General features: G+C 70.5%; 23 protein-coding genes and 2 pseudogenes. 13 read left to right on the top strand and 12 right to left on the bottom strand.

Annotated features, from left to right (window positions below; translation table 11 throughout):
- The 3 genes and pseudogenes from BCY76_RS14590 to BCY76_RS14580 form a co-directional block, all read right to left on the bottom strand.
- Positions 1 to 1,214: pseudogene (locus BCY76_RS14590) on the bottom strand (dihydroxyacetone kinase family protein); the annotation flags it as partial.
- A gap of 102 nt (positions 1,215 to 1,316) precedes the next feature.
- Complete coding sequence (locus BCY76_RS14585; protein WP_070158975.1) at positions 1,317 to 2,735, bottom strand: RbtT/DalT/CsbX family MFS transporter; 1,419 nt, start codon at positions 2,733 to 2,735, stop codon at positions 1,317 to 1,319.
- On the bottom strand, positions 2,732 to 3,922 hold the full coding sequence (locus BCY76_RS14580; protein ID WP_083277327.1) for a zinc-binding dehydrogenase: 1,191 nt from the start codon (positions 3,920 to 3,922) through the stop codon (positions 2,732 to 2,734). The genes BCY76_RS14585 and BCY76_RS14580 overlap by 4 nt, the downstream gene beginning before the upstream one ends.
- A gap of 877 nt (positions 3,923 to 4,799) precedes the next feature.
- Between BCY76_RS14580 and BCY76_RS19635 the strand changes: the two genes are divergently transcribed.
- From BCY76_RS19635 to BCY76_RS14555, 5 genes are read left to right on the top strand one after another with little or no spacing between them, the layout of a single operon-like run.
- A complete protein-coding gene (locus BCY76_RS19635) occupies positions 4,800 to 5,210 on the top strand; it encodes a sugar-binding domain-containing protein (protein WP_237090189.1) in 411 nt (136 codons plus the stop codon).
- Positions 5,211 to 5,268: 58 nt separating this feature from the next.
- Positions 5,269 to 5,754, top strand: coding sequence for an OsmC family protein (locus tag BCY76_RS14570; protein WP_085437852.1), 486 nt, complete (start codon positions 5,269 to 5,271; stop codon positions 5,752 to 5,754).
- A gap of 46 nt (positions 5,755 to 5,800) precedes the next feature.
- Positions 5,801 to 6,547: a methionine ABC transporter ATP-binding protein gene (locus BCY76_RS14565; protein ID WP_070159166.1), complete on the top strand. Its 747-nt coding sequence runs from the start codon at positions 5,801 to 5,803 to the stop codon at positions 6,545 to 6,547.
- A complete protein-coding gene (locus BCY76_RS14560) occupies positions 6,544 to 7,263 on the top strand; it encodes a methionine ABC transporter permease (protein ID WP_083277368.1) in 720 nt (239 codons plus the stop codon). The genes BCY76_RS14565 and BCY76_RS14560 overlap by 4 nt, the downstream gene beginning before the upstream one ends.
- Before the next feature lie 57 nt (positions 7,264 to 7,320).
- Positions 7,321 to 8,223, top strand: coding sequence for a MetQ/NlpA family ABC transporter substrate-binding protein (locus BCY76_RS14555; protein WP_083277369.1), 903 nt, complete (start codon positions 7,321 to 7,323; stop codon positions 8,221 to 8,223).
- 33 nt (positions 8,224 to 8,256) lie between these two features.
- Here the strand turns inward: BCY76_RS14555 and BCY76_RS20810 are convergent, their stop codons facing one another.
- The 4 genes and pseudogenes from BCY76_RS20810 to hxlB all read right to left on the bottom strand — a co-directional run bounded on the left by BCY76_RS20810 (position 8,257) and on the right by hxlB (position 10,308).
- Positions 8,257 to 8,511, bottom strand: coding sequence for a hypothetical protein (locus BCY76_RS20810; RefSeq protein ID WP_070159167.1), 255 nt, complete (start codon positions 8,509 to 8,511; stop codon positions 8,257 to 8,259).
- Between the two features lie 33 nt (positions 8,512 to 8,544).
- Positions 8,545 to 8,631, bottom strand: a pseudogene (locus tag BCY76_RS20805) (hypothetical protein); the annotation flags it as partial.
- A 394-nt stretch (positions 8,632 to 9,025) separates the two neighbouring features.
- Positions 9,026 to 9,658 (bottom strand): 3-hexulose-6-phosphate synthase, encoded by a 633-nt coding sequence (hxlA, locus tag BCY76_RS14545; RefSeq protein WP_070158626.1) that lies wholly within the window; start codon positions 9,656 to 9,658, stop codon positions 9,026 to 9,028.
- 59 nt (positions 9,659 to 9,717) lie between these two features.
- A complete protein-coding gene (gene hxlB, locus BCY76_RS14540) occupies positions 9,718 to 10,308 on the bottom strand; it encodes a 6-phospho-3-hexuloisomerase (protein ID WP_070158625.1) in 591 nt (196 codons plus the stop codon).
- A gap of 110 nt (positions 10,309 to 10,418) precedes the next feature.
- Here hxlB and BCY76_RS14535 point away from each other — a divergent pair, with 110 nt between their 5' ends.
- From BCY76_RS14535 to BCY76_RS14510, 6 genes are all read left to right on the top strand, one after another.
- Positions 10,419 to 11,300 carry a helix-turn-helix transcriptional regulator gene (locus tag BCY76_RS14535; protein WP_083277242.1) on the top strand — a complete coding sequence of 294 codons (882 nt, stop codon included), beginning with the start codon at positions 10,419 to 10,421 and terminating at the stop codon, positions 11,298 to 11,300.
- A gap of 90 nt (positions 11,301 to 11,390) precedes the next feature.
- Positions 11,391 to 11,993 (top strand): HutD/Ves family protein, encoded by a 603-nt coding sequence (locus tag BCY76_RS14530; RefSeq protein ID WP_070158624.1) that lies wholly within the window; start codon positions 11,391 to 11,393, stop codon positions 11,991 to 11,993.
- 253 nt (positions 11,994 to 12,246) lie between these two features.
- On the top strand, positions 12,247 to 13,074 hold the full coding sequence (locus tag BCY76_RS14525) for an amino acid ABC transporter substrate-binding protein (protein WP_070158623.1): 828 nt from the start codon (positions 12,247 to 12,249) through the stop codon (positions 13,072 to 13,074).
- A gap of 35 nt (positions 13,075 to 13,109) precedes the next feature.
- Complete coding sequence (locus BCY76_RS14520) at positions 13,110 to 13,856, top strand: amino acid ABC transporter permease (RefSeq protein WP_083277244.1); 747 nt, start codon at positions 13,110 to 13,112, stop codon at positions 13,854 to 13,856.
- The gene (locus BCY76_RS14515) at positions 13,756 to 14,559 is read left to right on the top strand and encodes an amino acid ABC transporter ATP-binding protein (protein ID WP_070158622.1); all 804 of its coding nucleotides are present in this window, start codon (positions 13,756 to 13,758) and stop codon (positions 14,557 to 14,559) included. The genes BCY76_RS14520 and BCY76_RS14515 overlap by 101 nt, the downstream gene beginning before the upstream one ends.
- Before the next feature lie 319 nt (positions 14,560 to 14,878).
- Entirely contained in the window at positions 14,879 to 15,244 is a 366-nt protein-coding gene (locus BCY76_RS14510; RefSeq protein ID WP_070158621.1) for a hypothetical protein, read from the top strand.
- 226 nt (positions 15,245 to 15,470) lie between these two features.
- On the opposite strand, the gene BCY76_RS14505 is transcribed toward BCY76_RS14510, so the two are convergent.
- Together BCY76_RS14505 and BCY76_RS14500 are read right to left on the bottom strand one after the other, a co-directional pair.
- Positions 15,471 to 16,079, bottom strand: a complete 609-nt coding sequence (locus BCY76_RS14505) for a class I SAM-dependent methyltransferase (RefSeq protein ID WP_070158620.1) — start codon at positions 16,077 to 16,079, stop codon at positions 15,471 to 15,473.
- Between the two features lie 36 nt (positions 16,080 to 16,115).
- Positions 16,116 to 16,535: an acyl-CoA thioesterase gene (locus BCY76_RS14500; protein WP_170922710.1), complete on the bottom strand. Its 420-nt coding sequence runs from the start codon at positions 16,533 to 16,535 to the stop codon at positions 16,116 to 16,118.
- A gap of 77 nt (positions 16,536 to 16,612) precedes the next feature.
- On the opposite strand from BCY76_RS14500, the gene BCY76_RS14495 reads away from it, so the two are divergent.
- Positions 16,613 to 17,197, top strand: coding sequence for a cysteine hydrolase family protein (locus BCY76_RS14495; RefSeq protein ID WP_070158618.1), 585 nt, complete (start codon positions 16,613 to 16,615; stop codon positions 17,195 to 17,197).
- An 11-nt stretch (positions 17,198 to 17,208) separates the two neighbouring features.
- On the opposite strand, the gene BCY76_RS14490 is transcribed toward BCY76_RS14495, so the two are convergent.
- Positions 17,209 to 17,511 carry a putative quinol monooxygenase gene (locus BCY76_RS14490; RefSeq protein ID WP_070158617.1) on the bottom strand — a complete coding sequence of 101 codons (303 nt, stop codon included), beginning with the start codon at positions 17,509 to 17,511 and terminating at the stop codon, positions 17,209 to 17,211.
- Positions 17,512 to 17,601: 90 nt separating this feature from the next.
- Between BCY76_RS14490 and BCY76_RS14485 the strand changes: the two genes are divergently transcribed.
- On the top strand, positions 17,602 to 18,150 hold the full coding sequence (locus BCY76_RS14485; RefSeq protein WP_070158616.1) for an AAA family ATPase: 549 nt from the start codon (positions 17,602 to 17,604) through the stop codon (positions 18,148 to 18,150).
- Positions 18,151 to 18,190: 40 nt separating this feature from the next.
- Here the strand turns inward: BCY76_RS14485 and BCY76_RS19625 are convergent, their stop codons facing one another.
- The gene (locus tag BCY76_RS19625; protein WP_237090188.1) at positions 18,191 to 18,610 is read right to left on the bottom strand and encodes a hypothetical protein; all 420 of its coding nucleotides are present in this window, start codon (positions 18,608 to 18,610) and stop codon (positions 18,191 to 18,193) included.
- Positions 18,610 to 19,290: a hypothetical protein gene (locus BCY76_RS19620; RefSeq protein WP_237090186.1), complete on the bottom strand. Its 681-nt coding sequence runs from the start codon at positions 19,288 to 19,290 to the stop codon at positions 18,610 to 18,612. Before BCY76_RS19620 ends, BCY76_RS19625 begins: the two co-directional genes overlap by 1 nt.
- Positions 19,291 to 19,514: the final 224 nt, after the last annotated feature.

The raw sequence follows: 19,514 nt of genomic DNA, 5'->3' as shown, positions 1-19,514 counted from the left end.
ATGGTCGGGGACCTCGGCGTTGGCGGCCTGGGCGGCGGTGATGCCGCGCAGCATGCCGCGGCCGTGGTCGCCGTCGCCGGCGACGGCGTCGATGCGGCCCAGCTCCCCGGACTTCTCCTCCAGCAGCACAGCCAGATCGGAGACCACGGTGCGGACCTGGCCGGCCAGGGCACGGCCAGCCTCCCCGGCGGCGGGGATCTCAGTGGCCGCCGACGTCGTCTCGACGGCGGTGTGGTCGGCGGTGCCGACGGGCAGGGCGGAGGCCACCCGCTTGAACGCCGGGGTGTACGCATCGGCGGTCCACCAGCGTTCGAGGTCCTCGTCCAGCCACATCAGGGTCAGGGAGCAGCCGCCCATGTCCAGGCTGGTGACCAGCTCGCCGATCTCGGGCTGGACCACCTCATAGCCGCGGTCCCGCAGCAGCGCGGACACCCGGCCCCAGACCAGGAACAGCTCCTCGTATTTGGTGGTGCCCAGTCCGTTGAGGATCGCCGCCACCCGGCGCCCGGCGCCCTCCGGGGCCTCGGAGAGCACCCGCTCCACGAACAGCTCCGCGAGCTGGTCGGCGCTGAGCATGGCACATCCTCGATGCCGGGCTCGCCGTGGATGCCCAGTCCCAGGCCCAGGTGCCCTTCGGGGACCTCGAAGAGCGGCTCCTCGGACCCGGGCATGGTGCAGCCGGAGAAGGCCACCCCCAGGGTGCGGGTCATGGCGTTGGCGTGCTGGCCCGCGGCTTCGACGGCGTCGATGTCGAGCCCCTCGGCGGCGGCGGCACCGAGCACCTTGAACACGGTGAAGTCCCCGGCGATGCCGCGGCGCTTCTCCGGCTCGTCTGCGGAGGCGATGTCATCGGTGACCACCACCACGCGCGCGTCGATGCCCTCGGCGGCCAGACGCTGGGTGGCCAGACCGAAGTTCATGACGTCACCGGCGTAGTTGCCGAAGGTGAAGATCACGCCGCGGCCGGCGTCTGCGGCACGGCCGACCGTGCAGGCCCGGCTGGCCGAGGGGGAGGTGAAGATGTTGCCGACGACGCCGCCGTGGGAGAGCCCGGGGCCGACCAGTCCGGAGAAGGCCGGGTAGTGGCCGGAACCGCCGCCGACGACGACGGCGACCTCCGGGCTGTCCTGCGGCGCGGTGGAGACCACGCCGCCCTCGACGCCGCGAAGCCGGTCGGCGTAGGCGTCGAGGAAGCCGGCGAGCTGGTCCTCCATGAAGGTGGAGGGGTCGTTGTACAGGGTGGTCACGGGAGGGCTCCTTGGACGGGCTGGGGGTGGTCTGCGGACTGACAGGTCACGGGATCGGGGACGGTCGGCTCACCGAGCAGGGGAGGGGGAGGGCTCGTCGGCCAGCGGGACCTCGCGGCGGCCGAAGAGTCTGCCGTGCTTCTCCTTGATCTCGTCCTGGGGCACCTTCAGGTGCCGGATCATGACGAAGGCGCAGGCGTAGAGTCCGACGAAGACCCAGACGACCAGGGAGTTGCGGGCGAAGTCGCTCATGCCCACCCAGCTGGCGATGTTGAAGACGATCGCGACCACGGCGGAGCCGAGGAATGTGGCACCGCCGGCGGCGGTGGTGTACATGGCCATCGCCGCGCCACGGTGGTCCGGGGCCAGGGCCGGCATGATCGCGCCCATCGGCACGAAGCCGGCCAGCAGGCAGCCGAACACACAGCCGGCGATCACCGAGACGATGTATCCCCAGGTGGACCCGGCCGGGACCAGGTGCGGCACGTACCACCACAGCAGCAGGCCGATGGCGGAGCCGGTGATGCCGAACCACTTGACCGTGCGTCGCCAGCCCCAGCGGTCGCCGATGGCGCCGAAGACGGCGTTGACCAGGATGTTGGTGGCGTAGACCGCCACGGTCATGGCGAGCCAGCGGGACTGCCCCCAGCCGAGCGTGGTGGAGATGACCACCGGCAGCATGATGAACATGCCGAACTGCGGGGCCGTGTTGATCAGTCGGATCAGGAAGCCCATGGCGACCCTGCGGTTGGTGAAGGTCAGCCGGATCCCGGCGGTGAGCACCTGCGAGGCCGACTCCCCGGCCGGGGCGAGCCGCTGGGAGCCGCGGGGGTCGCGGATGCCGAAGTGGGCCAGCAGGAAGCCTGCGGCCACGAGTCCTCCGGCGAGCCACATGGCGCCGGTCTCGCCGATGCCGCCGGCCCCGCCGCCGCCGAAGGCGGGGATCGCGCCGATGGCGACCAGTGAGCCCAGGGTGGGCAGTCCGCCGGTGTACATCACGTAGAACCAGCCGATCGCCGTCGAGTTCCGCTCCGGCGGGGCGGTGACGTTGACCCACACGATGAACGCGAAGGCGAACATGGGGAACCCGAAGCCGCGCAGGAAGTAGGTGACGGCGGCCATCTCCAGGCTTCCCGCGGCCAGGGCGAGCAGGAACAGCACTTGGAAGACGATGAAGATCGCCGCGCCGGCGGCCATGATGCGGCGCGGACCGAACAGGTCGGAGAGGGATCCGCCCAGGTAGGAGGCGATCAGCACCGAGACGGAGTGGCCGGTGATGATCGCGGAGACGGTGGCCTCGGGGGAGCCGAGGACCTCCACCATGTGCGGGGCGAGGATGTTGGACTCCACGCCTACCCCGGTCATCACCAGCAGCAGGCCGAAGAATCCGAAGCGGAGCATGTGCGGCATGCCCATGCGGTCCAGGCGGGTCTCGTCCGGGTGCCCGGCGGGCAGCGGCCCCCGGGTGGTGGTCGCGGTGGTGCTCATGCCTCACCGTCCTGGAGGTTGTTGGCGGTTCCGGCGGGGATCGGCCCGTTGGGCAGGATGGAGACCTTCACGGACTGTCCGGAGGAGTCGGCCACCATGTCCAGGGCGTCCTGGAAGCGCTCGAGCGGGTACTGGTGGGTGCAGATCTGCTCCATGGGCAGCACACCGTCCTCGATGAGCTTGATGGCGGCCGGCCAGCAGTGCGGTCCCAGGTGGGCGCCCAGGACGTCGAGCTCCTTGTCGTCCGAGATGATCGACCAGTCCACGGCGGCCTTGTCCTTGAAGACGGAGTACTCCACGAAGCGGCCGAGCTTGCGCAGCAGGTTCAGCCCCTGGCCCACCGCCGAGGGGTGGCCGGTGGCCTCGATGTAGACGTCGGCGCCGTAGCCACCGGTCAGCTCCTTGACCTTCGCGACGGCGTCCTCTTCGGCGATGTTGATGGTCACGTCGGCGCCGACGGTCCTGGCCAGGGCGAGCTTCTCCTCGACCATGTCCAGGGCGATGATGCGCAGCGGGTTCTTCTGCCGCACCCCGGCGATCGCCGAGAGGCCGATCGGGCCGGCTCCGGCGATGACCACGGTGTCCTCGAACTGGATGCTGCCGCGCTCCACGGCGTGCATGGCGCAGGACAGTGGCTCGGAGAAGGCGGCGAACTGGCCGGGCAGGTCGGCGGATACGGGGTGGGTCAGCGCCTGGACGGGGACCAGCACGTACTCGGCCATGGCGCCGTCGAAGCCCTTGAAGCCGAACATGTCGTGGGGCTCGCACATCCAGTAGATGCCGCGGCCGCAGTAGAAGCAGTCTCCGCAGGGGACGATCTGCTCGCAGGCCAGGCGGTCGCCGAAGTCCACGCCGCGGGCGACCAGGGCGCCCTCGCCGGCGGCGACGACGGTGCCGACGAACTCGTGGCCCGGGATGCGGTCGGTCTCGGCCCAGGCGGGCTTGTGCTCGCCGCCCCAGAACTTCTCGGCACCGTGGTAGCACTTCAGGTCCGAGGCGCAGACGCCGACGGCGTCGGTGCGCAGCAGCAGTTCGCCGGGGCCGGGTGTGGGGACCGGGCGGCGTTCGAGGCGGTAGTCCTGCGGACCGTGGACGACGACGGCGCGCATGGTCCCGGGGATCTCCACTCCGGGGGCGGTGGTCGCCACGGGGGAGGTGGCGTGTGCGGTGGCTGAGGTGGTGGTCATCGGTGTGCTCCTCGTGGGTGGGGCAGGTGCGCCGTCGTGGGTCCGACGGGTGCGGGCGCTGCGTCCGGCGGGGTCGTCGGCGTCGGGCCGGCGTCGGGGTCGACGGTGCTGATGAGCGACGGATCACGTGGGGCGGATCACGTGATGACCATGGTAGCGTCACCTGAACAGACGTCAAGCACATTTGTTCACGCTCCTCGATGTGACCCGAGATACCCTGAGGAGAGCCCTGATGACCCGCGGGCATCGGCTCCGGGACCGGACGCCGAGCCGCGCGCGGTCCCCATTGCACCGACCTGGAAGGCACACCTGTGGACCGAGACCCCACCCCGGCCCGACCCGCGGGCGAGGGCGAACCCGGCCTCGAGGAGCTCGACCGGCTCTACCGGGCCGCGCAGATGTACTACGAGCAGGGCGCCACCCAGGCGCAGGTGGCTGAGCAGCTGAAGGTCTCCCGTCCCTCCATCAGCCGCATGCTCGGCGAGGCCCGCCGGTTGGGCATCGTGGAGATCCGGGTGCATCGCCCCAGCGCCGTCGGCTCCGACGATCTGCGACGCTCCCTCCGCGAGAGCCTGGGGCTGCATGAGGTGCATCTGGCCCCCGGTGATCAATCCGGGCGCCTCGGTCCCGGCCTGGGGCCGATGACCCGTCATGCGCTCGCCGAGGCGCCGCTCAGCGCCGGCGACGTCCTGCTGATCTCCTCCGGGGAGACCACCTATGCGCTGGCTCAGCAGTCTCTGGGGGACTTCAGCGGCGTCGTCGTGGCGCCCACGGTGGGTGGGCAGGCGGAGCCGGACGCCTGGCACCAGACCAACGAGGTGGTGCGTGCCTTCACGGTGACGTCCGGCGGTACCCGCACTACCTGTTCGCGCCCTCGATGCCCTCGGCGGCGCTGCTCGACGCCTTGCAGGACGACCCGGGGTATCGGCAGATCGTCGACGATTGGCGCTCGGCCAAGGTGGCGCTGGTCGGTGTCGGGGCTCCGGCCTCCACCCGCGCTTCGATCTCCCGGTCGGTACCGCGGGAACACCCCTCGCTGGCCCGCTCGGTGGGGGACGTGTGCCTGGCGTTCTATGACGAAGCGGGCGTCGAGGTCACCTTCCCCGGCAGCGAGAGGATGGTCCGCATCCCCGCGGACACGCTGAAGGCCGTGCCCACGCGGATCGCCGCGGCGGCGGGCATGCAGAAGGTGCCCAGCATCATCGCCGCCGCCCGCGCAGACTGGTTCAACATCCTGGTCACCGACGAGGCCACCGCCCGCGGCATCGATCAGGCGCTGCGCCGCTGACCGACTCCCGGGACCAGCTCCGGCGGCCTGCCGCGCGCGGCGTGCCTACCATGGCTCCATGACGACCACCCCCGACGCCGCCCGCCCTCTCTACACGGCCCGCGTGGTCACGACGGCGGCACCTCCGGTTCGCGTCCGCGCCACGGGAGGGCCCTCACTGCCGACCGCCTCGCCGTTCGACGCCGCCCCGGCCGACGGCGCCCGGCCCGGCGCCGATCCGGAGCAGCTGCTCGGCATGGCCTGGAGCACCTGCCTCAACGCCACGCTGGAGATCGTGCTCGCCGAGGCCGGGATCGCCGCACGCAGCAGGGTCCGGGTGGAGGTGGAGCTGCATCGGGACCGCACCGGAGTGGGGTATCGCTTCGTGCCGCGGGCGGCGGCCGCCGTCGAGGGGCTGCGGCCTGCACAGGCGCGGGTCCATGTGGAGGCCGCCCATGCGCGGTGCCCGGTCTCGAAGCTGCTCACCGGTGCGGCGGACGTCTCCGGCGGTCACCCTGGGCCGCGGGTGGAGGCGGTGGAATTCTCCGACCTCCCGGCGCGTTGAGACGGGTCGTGGACGCTTCAGCACAGACCCTGACGAGCAGGCTCGGATGATCGAGCTGCAGCAGGTCACCAAGAGTTACCGACGCCGGGGGACCGGTCGGCGCGGTGGAGAGGTCCACGCCCTGCGCGGGATCGACCTCACGATCCGGGATGAGGAGATGTTCGGCATCGTCGGGGAGTCCGGCTCCGGAAAGTCCTCCCTGCTGCGGCTGATCAACCATCTCGAGGCACCCACCTCCGGACGCGTCCTGGTGGACGGGGTGGACCTGGCACAGCTCAGTCCCCGGGCCCGGCGGGCGCAGCGTCGTCGCATCGGCATGGTGTTCCAGCAGTTCAACCTGCTGGCCAACAAGACCGCCTTCGACAATGTCGCCCTGCCCCTGCGGCTGCAGCGCCGCAGGGAGCGGGAGAGGGTCATGCAGATGCTGGACTTCGTGAACATGGCGGACCGTGCCCACCAGCACCCCAGTCTGCTCAGCGGCGGAGAGAAGCAGCGGGTGGCGATCGCCCGTGCCCTGGTCACGGACCCGGGCATCCTGCTGTGCGACGAGCCCACCTCCGCCCTGGACGATCACCACACCGAGGAGGTCATGGACATCCTCGGGCAGGTCCGCCGCGAGCTGCGCACCACGATCGTGCTGGTCAGCCACGAGCTCGACGTCGTCAAGGCCTCCTGCGACCGGGCTGCGGTCCTGGAGCGCGGCCGCCTCACCGCCGTCACCGACGTCGTCGCCCCACCGCCGCGTCAGGCGTTCTCCTCCTACGCCGAACGCGCGCAGAGGTACCTCGCATGAGCGGGCAGGAAGCAGCCGGGCAGGGGGTCCTCGGCCGGCTGGACGAGCTCGGCGCCAGCCTGAGCGCCTACCGGGGCGAGATGCTGCAGTCCATCGCCGAGACCGGCGTGATGCTGGGCAACTCGTTGCTCGCGGCGGTGCTGCTGGGCCTGCCGATGGGCACGTGGATGTACCTGAGCCGGAAGAACGGCCCTCAGCCGCGCACCGGGGTCTACGCGCTGCTCAACGGCTATGTGAACGTGGTCCGTTCGGTGCCGTTCCTGCTGTTCGTGGTGGCTCTCATCCCGTTCACCCGCTGGATGCTGGGCACCTCCTTCGGCACCACCGCCGCCTCGGTGCCGCTGGCCTTCGTGGCCGTGGCGCTCTACGCCCGCTGGGTGGAGCAGACCCTGCTGGACGTGCCCCGGCAGACGGTGGAGCTGGCCGACTCCCTGGGAGCCAGCACGCTCCAGCTGGTCACCCGGTTCCTGTACCCCGAGGCCCGCTCCGGACTGGTGCTGAGCCTGACCACGGTGACCATCTCCATGGTCTCCTACTCCACCATCATGGGCGTGGTCGGCGGCGGCGGCGTGGGGGACTTCGCCATCCGCTACGGCTACCAGACCTACGAGTACGAGGTCATGTACGCCACCATCCTCATCATGATCGTGGTGGTCATGGCCATCCAGGGCCTCGGCACCTGGACCTCCCGACGCATCGATCGGCGCCTGCGCTGACCCGTATCCGCCGACCCAAGTCATCACGTGCACGCTCACACCCCGAAGAAGGAGACCATGTCACCTCGCCCGCACTCCCGTCCTGCCCATTCCCGCCCCGGCCTTCCCCGATCGGCTCGACGTCGCTCGGCCGCGCTGGCCGGGACCGCCGTGCTCGCGGCTGGTGCCTTGCTGCTGACCGGCTGCGCCTCGGACGCCGGCGGGTCCGCCGAGGAGGCCGGTGAGACCGGCGAGGACACCACCATCCGGGTGGCCTCCCATATGACGCCGATGACCGACGTCGTGGAGGTGGCTGCCGACGTCGCCGCCGAGGACGGCTGGACCGTGGAGCTGGTCCAGGTCAATGACAACGTCCAGTACAACCGTCTGCTGGCCGACGGTGAGGTGGACGCCAACTTCGCCCAGCACGAGCCCTACATGGAGGCGTTCAACGCCGAGCACGACGCCGAGCTCCAGGCGCTGGCTCCCATCTACGACGCCAAGGTGGGCTTCTACTCCCGGGACTACGACGACGTGGCGGAGGTTCCCGATGGCGCGAAGGTCGCGATCCCCAACGACGCCTCCAACGAGGGGCGCGCCCTGGCCATCCTGGACGAACACGGGCTGATCAGCCTGGCCGACGGGGTGGGCTTCGAGGGCCGGATCGCCGACGTCGAGGAGAACCCTCATGACCTGGAGTGGGTCCAGGTGGACCTGCTCAACCTCTCCTCGGCCTACGAGGAGGACGACGTCGCGCTGGTCTACAACTACCCGACCTACATCGCCCGGGTGGGGCTGACGCCCGAGGACGCGGTCCTGCTGGAGGAGACCGTGGACCAGCGCTTCGCCATCCAGCTGGTCTCCCGCGCCGAGGACGCCGAGAGCGAGAAGATCCAGGCCCTGGAGCGGGCCATGACCTCCGATGAGGTGCGCGATTTCCTGGTGGAGGAGCACAGCGAGACGCTGCTGCCCTCCTTCTGAGGACTGGGGGCGGAGGAGCCCGCCTCGGTGGGCTCAGGGCATCTTCGCCAGGATGCGCTCCACGGTCCGCCAAGTGCGGGTGGTGATGTCCTTGCCCAGGCGGCGCTCCAGCCAGGCCATCACATCCGGGGATCCCGTGGCGGTGGTGTCGGTGACGGCCAGCACCGCCCCCGCGGGCCCGTGGGCGCCCACCACCTGGATCGCCGACGACGGCGGCGCGCCCAGGGCGTCGACGACGGCGGCGCCCGCAGGATCTGCGAACGCTCCAGGGTCCTTGAGGAACGTCACCGTCAGGTAGCTGGTCCTGGCATGCTCCCGGTCCCCGAAGGGTGCCGAGGCGACCAGGGCCGCCAGCTCCTCCCGGCTGCGGAGGACGGTGCCGCCGGCGATGCCGAGCTGGTCCTGCAGCGCGGCCTGGATGCGAGCCTCCGCCGCGGCGACGGGCCGCCGAGCCGAGCGCGCCGCCGTCGTGCGCTGTGTGGCTGGGCTGAGTATGGCTGGGCTGTGTGGGGCCGGGCGGTGTGCGATCGGGCTCTGTGTGCTCGGACTCTGCGCGGAAGACGAGGTTTCCGCTGGAGATCACCGAGGCGACCTCGGAGAAGCCGAGGTCCTCCACGACCCCGCGCAGCTTCTCATTGCGCATGTTCGGGTTCCCGGGGCCGATGCCGCGCAGCAGCGCGCACCACCACGGACCGGTGGCGGGAAGGGGAGGTGGAGCCGAGGCTGCCATGGGCACAGACTACTGGGGCCCGGCGAGGAAGCAGAGCTTCCCCGCCGGGCCCCAGGTTGGAGGCGGGAGAGGTCAGGCGGGGACGGTGACTGCCGCGCGCAGCGCCTGGGCGGCCGCCCCGATGTCCTCGGCCGAGTAGATGGCCCCGCCGGCTACCGCGATCTGCGCGCCCGCGGCCTGCACGTCGGTGACCGTGGAGGCGCTGACGCCGCCGGCCACGGAGAACGGCACACCGGAGGCCCGCCCCGCGATCAGGAGGTCATCCAGCGAATAGCCTTCCTGGGCCTGCTCGTCCAGGCCCGCGTGCATCTCGACGAGCTGGGCCCCGAGCTCCACGACCTCCTGGGCCCGGTGTGCCTTGTCCTTGACACCGATCAGGTCCACGACGACGCCCTTGCCATGGCGGCGGGCGACGTCGACGGCGCCGGCGATGGTGCTGTCATCCGCGGTGCCCAGCACGGTGACGAGGTCGGCGCCGGCGGCGAAGGCGATCTCAGCCTCCAGAGCGCCGGCGTCCATGGTCTTCAGGTCCGCGAAGACGACCTTGTCCGGGTGGGCCTCCTTCACGGCGGTGACCGCGCGGAGTCCCTCGCTCTTGATGAGCGGGGTGCCGAGTTCCAGGATGTCGACGTGGGGTGCCGCCGCGGCGGCCCACTCCAGGGCCTGCTCGGTGGTGAGGGTGTCCATGGCGAACTGGATCTTCATGAGGATTCTCCTTCAGAGTCTGGGGGTGTTGGGTCGAGACGGTGGGTCGGGGGCGGACGTCACTCGAGATTCGCGTGGCGCGGCCAGAGGTCATCGCCGGTCAGCCCGCTGCGCTGCCACAGGGCGTGGAACAGCGCATCCCCGAGGATCATGAGGCTCTGCTCGAAGAGGCTTCCGGCGTACTGGGTCGAGGCGGCTCCGCTGCGATCCAGCTTGGCGGCCGCCGGGACGGCCACCGTGACGTGGGCGAGTCCCGCCAGAGGCGAATCCGGCGTGGCCGTCAGCGCGGCGACGGTGGCGCCCAGGCTCTGGGCCTTCTCAGCGGCCCGCAGGACTCCCGGGGTGGTCCCGGAGCCGCTGGCCACCAGCAGCACATCCCCTGCGCGGATCGCTGGGGCGGTGGTCTCGCCGACCACGTGGGTGGTGATCCCGAGGTGCATGAGACGCATCGCCGTCATCTTCAGCGCCAGGCTCGTGCGGCCCGAGCCCAGGACGAAGACCCGCTCAGCGCCCGAGACGACCTCGGCGAGGTCCTCCAGGGTGCGCCCGGCCAGCGTCAGGGTGTCGGAGCTTCGGGCAAGTTCGGCGGTGATCTCCTGCAGCGCACTGCCGACGGTGGCGTGCGCGGTGAGCGTGATGTTCGCGGTCATGGGGACGATCCTGCCCAGCGGCCGGGCCCTGCACCATCCCTCGAAGGTCCAGTGAGACTGCCCGTTCGGCCAGGACTGCCCGGACGGGCAGGTCGGCTAGCCTGTGGGGCATGACGCAGGACCCCGAACAGACTGAGGAGCCCCACGGTGCCTCGCACTCCGAGGAGCTTCGAGCCGCGGCGGAGCTGCCCGCGCCCGCGGATCGGCGCCATGCGTCCCAGCACGCCCGCTCCGTCTCGGAGCTGGCGGACCGTCAGGCGGTGACGCTGGAGACGATTCTGGCCGCGCTGCGCTCGCCTCGACTGGCGGATCGGGACGCGCGGGAGACCGCGATCGGCATCGCCGCCGCGGCGCTGGTGGAGGCGCGCTCCTCCGCGCGCCAAGGGGCTGATCTGTTGGAGCCGGTCACTGGAGCCTTCGGGCGTCTGAAGGCTGAGCTCCGTCCGCTGGTGCGTCATGGCCGCGTAGACGTGGAGTTCGTGGAGCCGCCGCCCAACGGCCGGGCGCTGCCCGGCGATGTGGCCCAGGCGGCGAGGGCCATCGTCCGCAGCGCCGTGCTGACCGTCGTCGACTCCTCCGAAGCCCGTCGGGTGCGCGTCCACTGGGACTGCGACGGTCTGCACCTGCTGATCCACCTGCGCGACGACGGCAACGGGAAGCTCAGCGCCCACGATGACGCGCTGCGGCCGATCGCTGAGCATCTCAGCGCCTTCAGCGGACGGATGGACGTGGACTCCACGCCGGGCTGGGGCACCGAGGTCACGATCGCCATCCCCCTGGACCCGGCGCCGGCGCCTCTGCCCATGGAGGACCTCGGGGAGCTGAGCCCCCGTGAGGCCGAGGTGCTGCAGCACCTGGCCCGAGGGTCCCGCAATGCTGAGATCGCCGCGGAACTGGGCATCAGCGACCACACGGTGAAGTTCCACATCTCGAAGCTGCTGCGCAAGACCGGCACCCGGAACCGTGCGGAGCTCATCGCGCTGCTGCGCTGAGCCGCTGCTATCGTGACGCCCAGTCGCCGTCGGGCGACGGCGTGACATCGCGGCAGACGACATGGCGGCAGACGAAGAACGAGGGGACCCATGACGCACCGGATCATCCACCCCCGGCAGATGAGTCCCGTGCCGTGGGCCAACGGGCTGGGCACCACGAGGGAGATCGCCACCGCCGCCTCCGCTCCGCGCGGCGCCGACCAGGGGCCCGGATTCCGCTGGCGGATCAGCCTGGCCGAGCTCACTCAGGACAGCCCCTTCTCCCGGTTGCCCGGAGTGGACCGGGTGTTCACCCTCGTGACGCCGGGGCCGGTCCACCTGTCCGTCCACGGGCAGGCTCGCCGGGTGGACCCTGGGGTGCCGGTGGCCTTCGCCGGGGAGGACGACGTCGCCGTCGAGCTGGGTCCTGCCGGTCCTCAACAGGCCCTGAACCTCATGGTCGACCGTGCTCAGGCCCGTGGTGCGGTCCATGTGCGGCGGCTGGAGGCGGCGCCCGTTGACCTGCCCGAGGAGACGATCGCCGTCGTCGTGCTCTCCGGGGCCGTGATCCTGCCGGACGGGCGCCTCGCGGAGAGGGGGCAGGTCATCCGCCCCGAGGGTCCGCTGCGGCTGGCCGGCCGCCCCCGCGCCGTCGTCGCCTGTGTTGAGGTCACGAGTGTCCAGGTCGCAGGTGCGGAGGTCGCCGAGGTCTGACGCGCCGCCGAGCTCTGTCCGGCAGTTCGGCGGCGGACGGGGAATCAGCCGGAGGCGCCTCGGGTTGTCCATGGTGGGCAGGTCGTCTGCCGTCATCTGCGTCGGTTTCCGGCAGAACGGCGTGCTACGTTCGCTTCTCGACTGACCTGTCTGTGGCGACCTGCCTGCCGGTCTGCTCGCTCACCTGCTCGTCGGACGGGGCGTCGCTCGCGCACCCGCCCACCCAATGTCACGAATATCCTGGGGGAGAACCATGACTCACCGCCGTCTGCTGACCACTGCGGCCGCTGCCGCCCTGCTCGTCTCCACGGCTGCCTGCAGCGCCGATGACACCGCTGAGGCCGGCGACGACGCGGAGGAGGAGCCCGCCCCCGGGCTCACGCTGGAGGACGTGCAGGAGGAGGGTGTGCTGACGGTCGGGACCGAAGGCACCTATCGGCCGTTCTCCTACCATGAGGGCGGCTCCGGCGAGCTGACCGGCTACGACGTCGAGGTCGTCACCGCGGTGGCGGAGAAGCTGGGCGTCGACGTCCACTTCGAGGAGACCCAGTGGGACGCCATGTTCGCCGGGCTGGAGTCCGCGCGCTTCGACGTGATCGCCAACCAGGTCTCCATCACGGAGGACCGCCTGGAGACCTACCTGTTCTCCGAGCCCTACACGGTGAGCAACGGCGTGATCGTCACCCTGGCGGACAACGACGAGATCTCCAGCTTCGAGGACCTCGACGGCAAGACCACCGCGCAGTCGCTGACGAGCAACTGGTACAACGTCGCCGTCGAGGCGGGGGCCGATGTGGAGTCCGTCGAGGGATGGGCGCAGTCGGTGACCCTGCTGGAGCAGGGCCGGGTGGACGCCACGATCAACGACAAGCTGACTTACCTGGACTACCAGGCGACCGAGGACAACGAGAACATCGCGATCGCCGCCGAGACCGAGGACCAGGCCCAGGCGGCGCTGACCTTCCGGCAGGGCAGCGAGTCGCTGGTGGAGGCCGTCGACGAGGCCCTGGCCGAACTGGCCGAGGAGGGCACGCTGACCGAGATCAGCGAAGAGTACTTCGACGCCGACGTCTCCCAGTGAGCTGAGGGCGCGCGCTCATGGAGTGGTTGACTGACCTGGACTGGGAGCTGGTGGCCGACTCGTTCTGGCCCATGCTCAAAGGTGGGCTGACCGGCACGATCCCGCTGACGCTGGCCAGCTTCTCGCTGGGGCTCGTGCTGGCGCTGGTGGTCGCGCTGATGAGGATCAGCAGCATCCGGCCCGTCTCCTGGCTCGCACGCGCCTACATCTCCGTCATCCGCGGCACCCCGCTGCTGGTGCAGCTGTTCGTGATCTTCTTCGGGCTGCCGTCCATCGGGGTGACCCTGGACCCCTGGCCCAGTGCGGTCATCGCATTCACCCTGAACGTGGGCGGCTATGCGGCCGAAGTGATCCGTGCCGCCATCCTGTCCGTGCCCAAGGGGCAGTGGGAGGCCGGCTACACGATCGGCATGACGCATGTGCAGACGCTGCGCCGGCTGATCCTGCCGCAGGCCGCGCGGGTCTCGGTGCCGCCGCTGTCCAACACGTTCATCTCCCTGGTGAAGGACACCTCCCTGGCCTCGCTGATCCTGGTGACCGAGATGTTCCGGGTCGCTCAGCAGATCGCGGCGTTCAGTCAGCAGTTCATGGTGCTCTACATCGAGGCTGCTGTCATCTATTGGATGTTCTGCCTGGTGCTCTCGGCCGGGCAGGATCTGCTTGAGAGGAGGTTGGACAGGTATGTCGCAAGCTCAGACTCCGGGGCTCGGCGCTCCCGTCGCCGTCTCCGGCGGCCCGCTGCTGCGCGTGTCCGGGTTGAACAAGTCCTTCGGGGATCATGAGGTCCTGCGGCACATCGATCTGCAGGTCGATGCCGGGAAGGTGCTGGCGCTGATCGGACCCTCCGGGTCGGGCAAGACCACGGTGCTGCGCTGCCTGAACGGGCTGGAGCGTCCCGACGCCGGCACCATCACCTTCGACGGCGGCCCGGAGGTGACCTTCACCCCGCGGACCAGTCGGCGGCAGAAGGAGTCCCTGCGATTCCGCAGCGCGATGGTCTTCCAGTCCTACAACCTGTTCCCGCACAAGACCGTGCTGCAGAACGTCATCGAGGGGCCGGTGCAGGTGCAGCGGCGGCCCAAGGCGGAGGCGATCGCCGACGCGGAGGCGCTGCTGGACCGGGTGGGGCTGGCCGACAAGCGTGACCAGTACCCGCACCAGCTCTCGGGTGGTCAGCAGCAGCGGGTCGGGATCGTCCGCGCCCTGGCGCTGAAGCCGGCCCTGCTGCTCTTCGACGAGCCCACCTCCGCTCTGGATCCGGAGCTGGTGGGTGATGTGCTCACCGTGATCAAGGAGCTGGCCGATGAGGGCTGGACCATGGTGCTGGTGACCCACGAGCTCGCCTTCGCCCGAGAGGTGGCGGACCAGGTGGTCTTCATGGACGGCGGCGTCGTGGTGGAGGAGGGGCCTGCGAGCGAGGTCCTGCGTCAGCCGCGGCGGGAACGCACCCAGCGGTTCGTGCACCGGCTGCTGAACCCCTTCTGAGGGTGGTGCGGACACCCTCCTCCTCAATCTGCACACGCGAATCACTCTGCACCACCAGATCGTGTGGTGCAGACGTGATGTGTGCGTGCAGAACGGCGCCAGCATGCGGTGATCACCGGGTCGCGAGAAGTGCGCCGTGCGGCCGATGCCCCGAGCCGGTGCGCGTCTGGGTGTGGCCGATGGCAGGCCTCGTGACAAAGTGGGAGGGGAAACAACGCCCAGGGCTAGGGCGACTTCCCGTCCTCCGAGAGGGGTGGCCCGGATGGACCGCAGCGGAGTGGCGAGCCTAGCTGCGATTGTGGCAGGAGTGTGTTTGTCTGTGTCTGCTTGTCAGGCATGGGGGAGTTCCATCGAGGAGATCGAGACCCAGGAGTTCACATTCCTGACCACCGATACCAGTGGTGATGACGGACCCCCGGAGGGCCGCTTCGTCGGTGAGGTCGGCATCGACGAGGCCGGTGGTCTCTATGGTGCAGACGATGGCACTGACTACGGGGTGATCCTTCCCGAGGGGACCGAGGAAGGTCCTGGACGTGGAGTGACCTTGCCGGATGGTGCGTCTCTGCCCACCGGTGAGGGTGTGGAGCTGTCCGGGGGATACTTCGACCCACCTGTGAGCGATGCCGGCGGTTGTGCGGACAACCCGCAGATGTTCCTGGTGAATCCGGAACAGCAGAACCTGTGAGGCGTGTTGCTCCCTGAGTCGGGTGCGACGATAGGCTTCCGACACGTGCCAATTCTGGATGTCAGCGAGTGGCGAGAAGCGCGCCGTGGGGGCGATACCCTGAACCCGTTGTGAGGGCGCCTCGGGTACTCGCCTCCTCGATCTGCACACGCGAATCACGTCTGCACCACCAGATTGTGTGGTGCAGAGTGATGTGAGGGTGCAGAACGGTCTCAGCATGCGGTGATCACCGGGTGGCGAGCAGCGCGCCGTGCGGCCGATGCCCCGAACCGGTGCGCGTGGCAGTGCGGGTCACCGTGAACCCTGCCGCTTCGACCTCGGCTGCGAGGGTGTCTATGGGCCAGTAGTAGGCGGTCGTGACGGCGTGGTCGAAGGGCTCCACCCTGGGCCCGGTGAAGAATCCCAGCGCAAGATCGCCTCCGGGTCGCAGGCATCGGGCGAACTCGGCCAGGGGTGCGCCGATGTGCTCAGGGGCGGTGTGGATGAGTGAGTACCAGGCCAGCACGCCGCCCAGAGTGCCGGAGTCCACGCTCAGGCGCTCCGCTCGACCGACGCGATACCGTGCGCCGGGATACGTGTCCCGCGCGCTCTCAATGAACTTCGGCACGGGGTCGACGCCGCACGCCTCGACGCCCATGCTCCGGAGGAGATCCGTCCACTGTCCGGGCCCACACCCGACGTCGACCACCGGTCCGTCAAGGCTCCCGGCCCACTGCTGGATGAGCGCGACGTCGTCGGGGTGCGCCTGGGTGATGCTCCCGAGTGCGGCGATGTACTCCTCGGCGCGGGTACGGTAGGACGCGCGGACGGCGTCGAGGGTATGAGCGTCAGTCATCGTCAGCAGCCGACCGGAACGTCGGGCCGCGCCGCGTCACGCCGTGTGCTGCGCGAAGGCCTCGCGCATCTCAGCGGGCAGGCGGCAGGGGCGGCCAGTGTCCCGGTCGACCGTGACGATCCGGGTGGTGGCGGTGACCCTCGGCTCGGTGTCACCGTCGGCGAAGAGCCGGTAGGCGATGTCCAGGCTCGCCCCGGCCAGCTTGGCGATACTCATCTCCACGATCACCGGCGCGGTCTGATAGTCGATCTGCCGCCGGTACCGGATGCTGACCTCGGCGACCACGGACCAGACCGGCGACTCCGCGGTCAGCGGCGGGAAACCGCCGTCGTCGTGATCCGAGGGGCGCCAGAAGCCGCGGGTGCGCGCCTCCTCCAGGATCCGCATGACCGCGGCGTTGTTCACATGCCCGAAGGCGTCCTGGTCGCCCCAGCGCAGCTCGATCGGCACGCGCATGCTCATCCGTCGCCTCACTTCCCGCCGGACATCCGGACCGACGCTGGTCAGGGTAGCAAGCGGTGTACGGTGGCCACATGACTGCGAGCCTCGGCATCACCCCGGCGACGGCGCTGATCGTCGTCGACGTCCAGCAGGGCTTCCGCGACGCCGCGCACTGGGGGCGGCGCAACACCCCGGACAGCGAGCAGAACATCCAGCGCCTGACCCAGGCCTGGCGGGCCGCGGAGATGCCCGTGGTGATCGTCCGGCACGCCTCCACGGACCCCGGATCGCCGCTGCACCCCGCCCAGGAGGGCCACCAGCTGGAGCCGTTCGTGGAAGGGGCCGCCGCCCTGGAAGTGGTGAAGTCCGTGAACTCCTCCTTCCACGGAACACCGGATCTGGACGCCTGGCTGCAGGCGGAAGCCATCACGACGATCGTGGTCTGCGGGATCACCACCAACCACTGCTGCGAGACCACGGCCCGGGTGGGCGGGAATCTGGGGCGCCGGGTGATCTTCGCCCTGGACGCCACCCACACCTTCGACCGCGTCGGCCCTGACGGCCGAGTGCTCACCGCCGATGAACTGGTCCGGGCCACGGCCACGAACCTGCACGGGGAGTTCGCCACGGTGGTCTCGACTCGGGATCTGCTGGAGGCGCTTCCGCGGCTCAGCTGAGGACAGCCGTCTCAGTCCCGCAGCGGGGACCCCACGGAGGTGAAGTGCTGCTGGGTCATCTCCCCGGTCAGCAGAGGCATCGCCTCGGCGATGGCCTCTCGGGTGCTCTCCAGGTGCAGCGACTGCTCATGGGCCTCGGCGGAGTCCCAGATCTCGGCGACGAAGACGGTGTCCGGCTGGGCGTCGTCCACGCCGACTTCATAGCTGCGGCAGCCGGAGGCGGCCAGCTGCGGGGAATGGCGGGTCAGGATGGCGACGACGTCATCGCGCCGACCCGGCTGGGTCACGAAGGACCCCGTGTTCACATACGTCATGGCCTGACGCTAGCCGTTCGCGCGCTCCGGGGGCATGCCTCCCGGCCGAAGGGGGTGCGGTCCGTCGACCGGGGTGATTACACTGCTGCGGTGCTGACTTCGCAGGACCCGATCACCTGGACGCCGCGCCGCATCGCCGTCGCGGGGACCTCCGGTGCCGGAAAGACCACGCTGGCGGACCGGCTGGCAGAGATGCTGGACTGCCCGCGCGTGGAGCTCGATTCCCTCTACCACGGAGAGGGCTGGGTTCCCCGGGAGAGCTTCACCGACGATGTCGACTCCTTCACTGCGGGTCAGCGGTGGGTGATCGAATACGGGTACGGGGAGGTCAGCCCACTGATCAGTGCTCGCGCGGACACCCTGCTGTGGCTGGACTGGCCGACCTGGTTCACGTTCCAGAGACTCGTGCGCCGGACCGTGCGCCGCCGGCTGACCGGGGAGGAGCTGTGGAACGGCAACCGCGAGGGGCCGCTGAGTGGGTTCTTCACCGACCAGAGCCACATCATCCGCTGGGGGATCCGAACCCGGAAGCGACTGCGGCCAGTGATCCCCGCGCTCGAGGAGCAGTTTCCGCATCTGCAGGTGGTGCGCTTCCGCCGTCCCCGGGAGGCGGAGGAGTGGCTGACGCGGCTGCGGTGAGCGCAGGCTCAGGTGCGCTCCCTTCAGAGGCTGGCCACCGTCACCGCCGTTCCACCAGCATTGCGGCACCCATTCCGCCCGCCACCGCGCAGGCCGCCACCCCGAGCGCGCCGGGCGGGGATTCGAGGAGCCGGTGCAGCAGACGGACCAGCACCATCGTTCCGGAGGCGCCCCACGGGTGCCCCAGCGCCAGCGCCCCGCCGGCCGCATTGACCCGGGGGTCCACCACTTGGGCGCCGTCGGTGAGGCCCATGTCGTCGAGGGTCGCCAGTGCCTGGGAGGCGTAGGCCTCCACCACCTCCAGCGCGGCGAGATCGGCGACGACGGCGCCCGCCTGCGCCAGCACGGCACGTACCGCCGGCGCGGCCGCCAGGCCCGGCAGCGCCGGATCCCCACCGACCAGCGCCTGGCCTTGGATGACCAGATGCGGCCCCGATGCCTGATCGTCGGCAACGAGCATCACGCTGCCGCGCCGTCGGCGATGCGCGCCGCCGTCGCGGGGGTGACCGTCGCGCTCGGTGAGTCCACCAGCGGGCGGAAGCGGGCCAGCATGCCGGGGGAGAGGCTGCGCGGGCCGTCGTCGACCACCGACCCCCAGGGCGCCGTCCCGGGCATCCGCTCACGGCGGAGCAGAGTCTCGTGCTGCAGAGCCAGCCGATGGCTCCGCAGGGCGAAGGCCTCCTGTCGCGCCCGCGAGATGTCGCAGGCGGCGGCGAGGTCATCGGCGGCCGCGGTCATGTCCGGATCGGCGAAGCCCTCCGGGGCGAAGCGCGCCTGCCGGATGGGAGCACCGTCGACCATGCGCACCGGAGCGGTGGAGGGGCTCTCCACCCCGCCGGCGGCTGCGGGAGCTCCGGTGCGTCGCACGTGGTCGGCGGCCTGAATGACCGCCACCAGGCCAGAGCCGCATTGGGCGTCCACACCCCAGCCCACGCAGCTCTCCCCGAACCCTGCGTCCAGTGCCGCCACCCGGCCGAGGTTGCCGCCGGGTCCGGTGCAGTTGCCCAGCACCACCGCCTGCGGGGCACGGTCCGCGGACTCCACGACGGCGGCCACCACCCTGCCCGCCACCTGATGCGCCGGCACGGAGGACAGGGCCCGGGAGCGGCCTGTGACCGGGGTGCGCAGGCCGGAGACCACAGCGACCTCCGCAGCTCCAGACCCCGTAGCACCTGTGCCAGTCGCCCCGCTCACCGCGCGGCCTCCGTGATGGCCGGCGCAGCGGCCAGAGGCAGGGTGAACGCCTCGTCCGCCCCGAGTCGGCGGACCTTCCCGCTGGGGGTGCGCGGAAGCTGCCACCAGCCCGCCACTTCCGGGGCCGCTGGGCCGGGCTGAGCCCGGACCGCGCGGCGGCAGACGCGGCG

Source organism: Nesterenkonia sp. PF2B19 (assembly GCF_001758425.2).
GTDB lineage: Bacteria > Actinomycetota > Actinomycetes > Actinomycetales > Micrococcaceae > Nesterenkonia > Nesterenkonia aethiopica.
The sequence above is the reverse complement of the archived record's forward strand: the minus strand, read 5'-3'. Positions and strand labels throughout refer to the sequence as shown.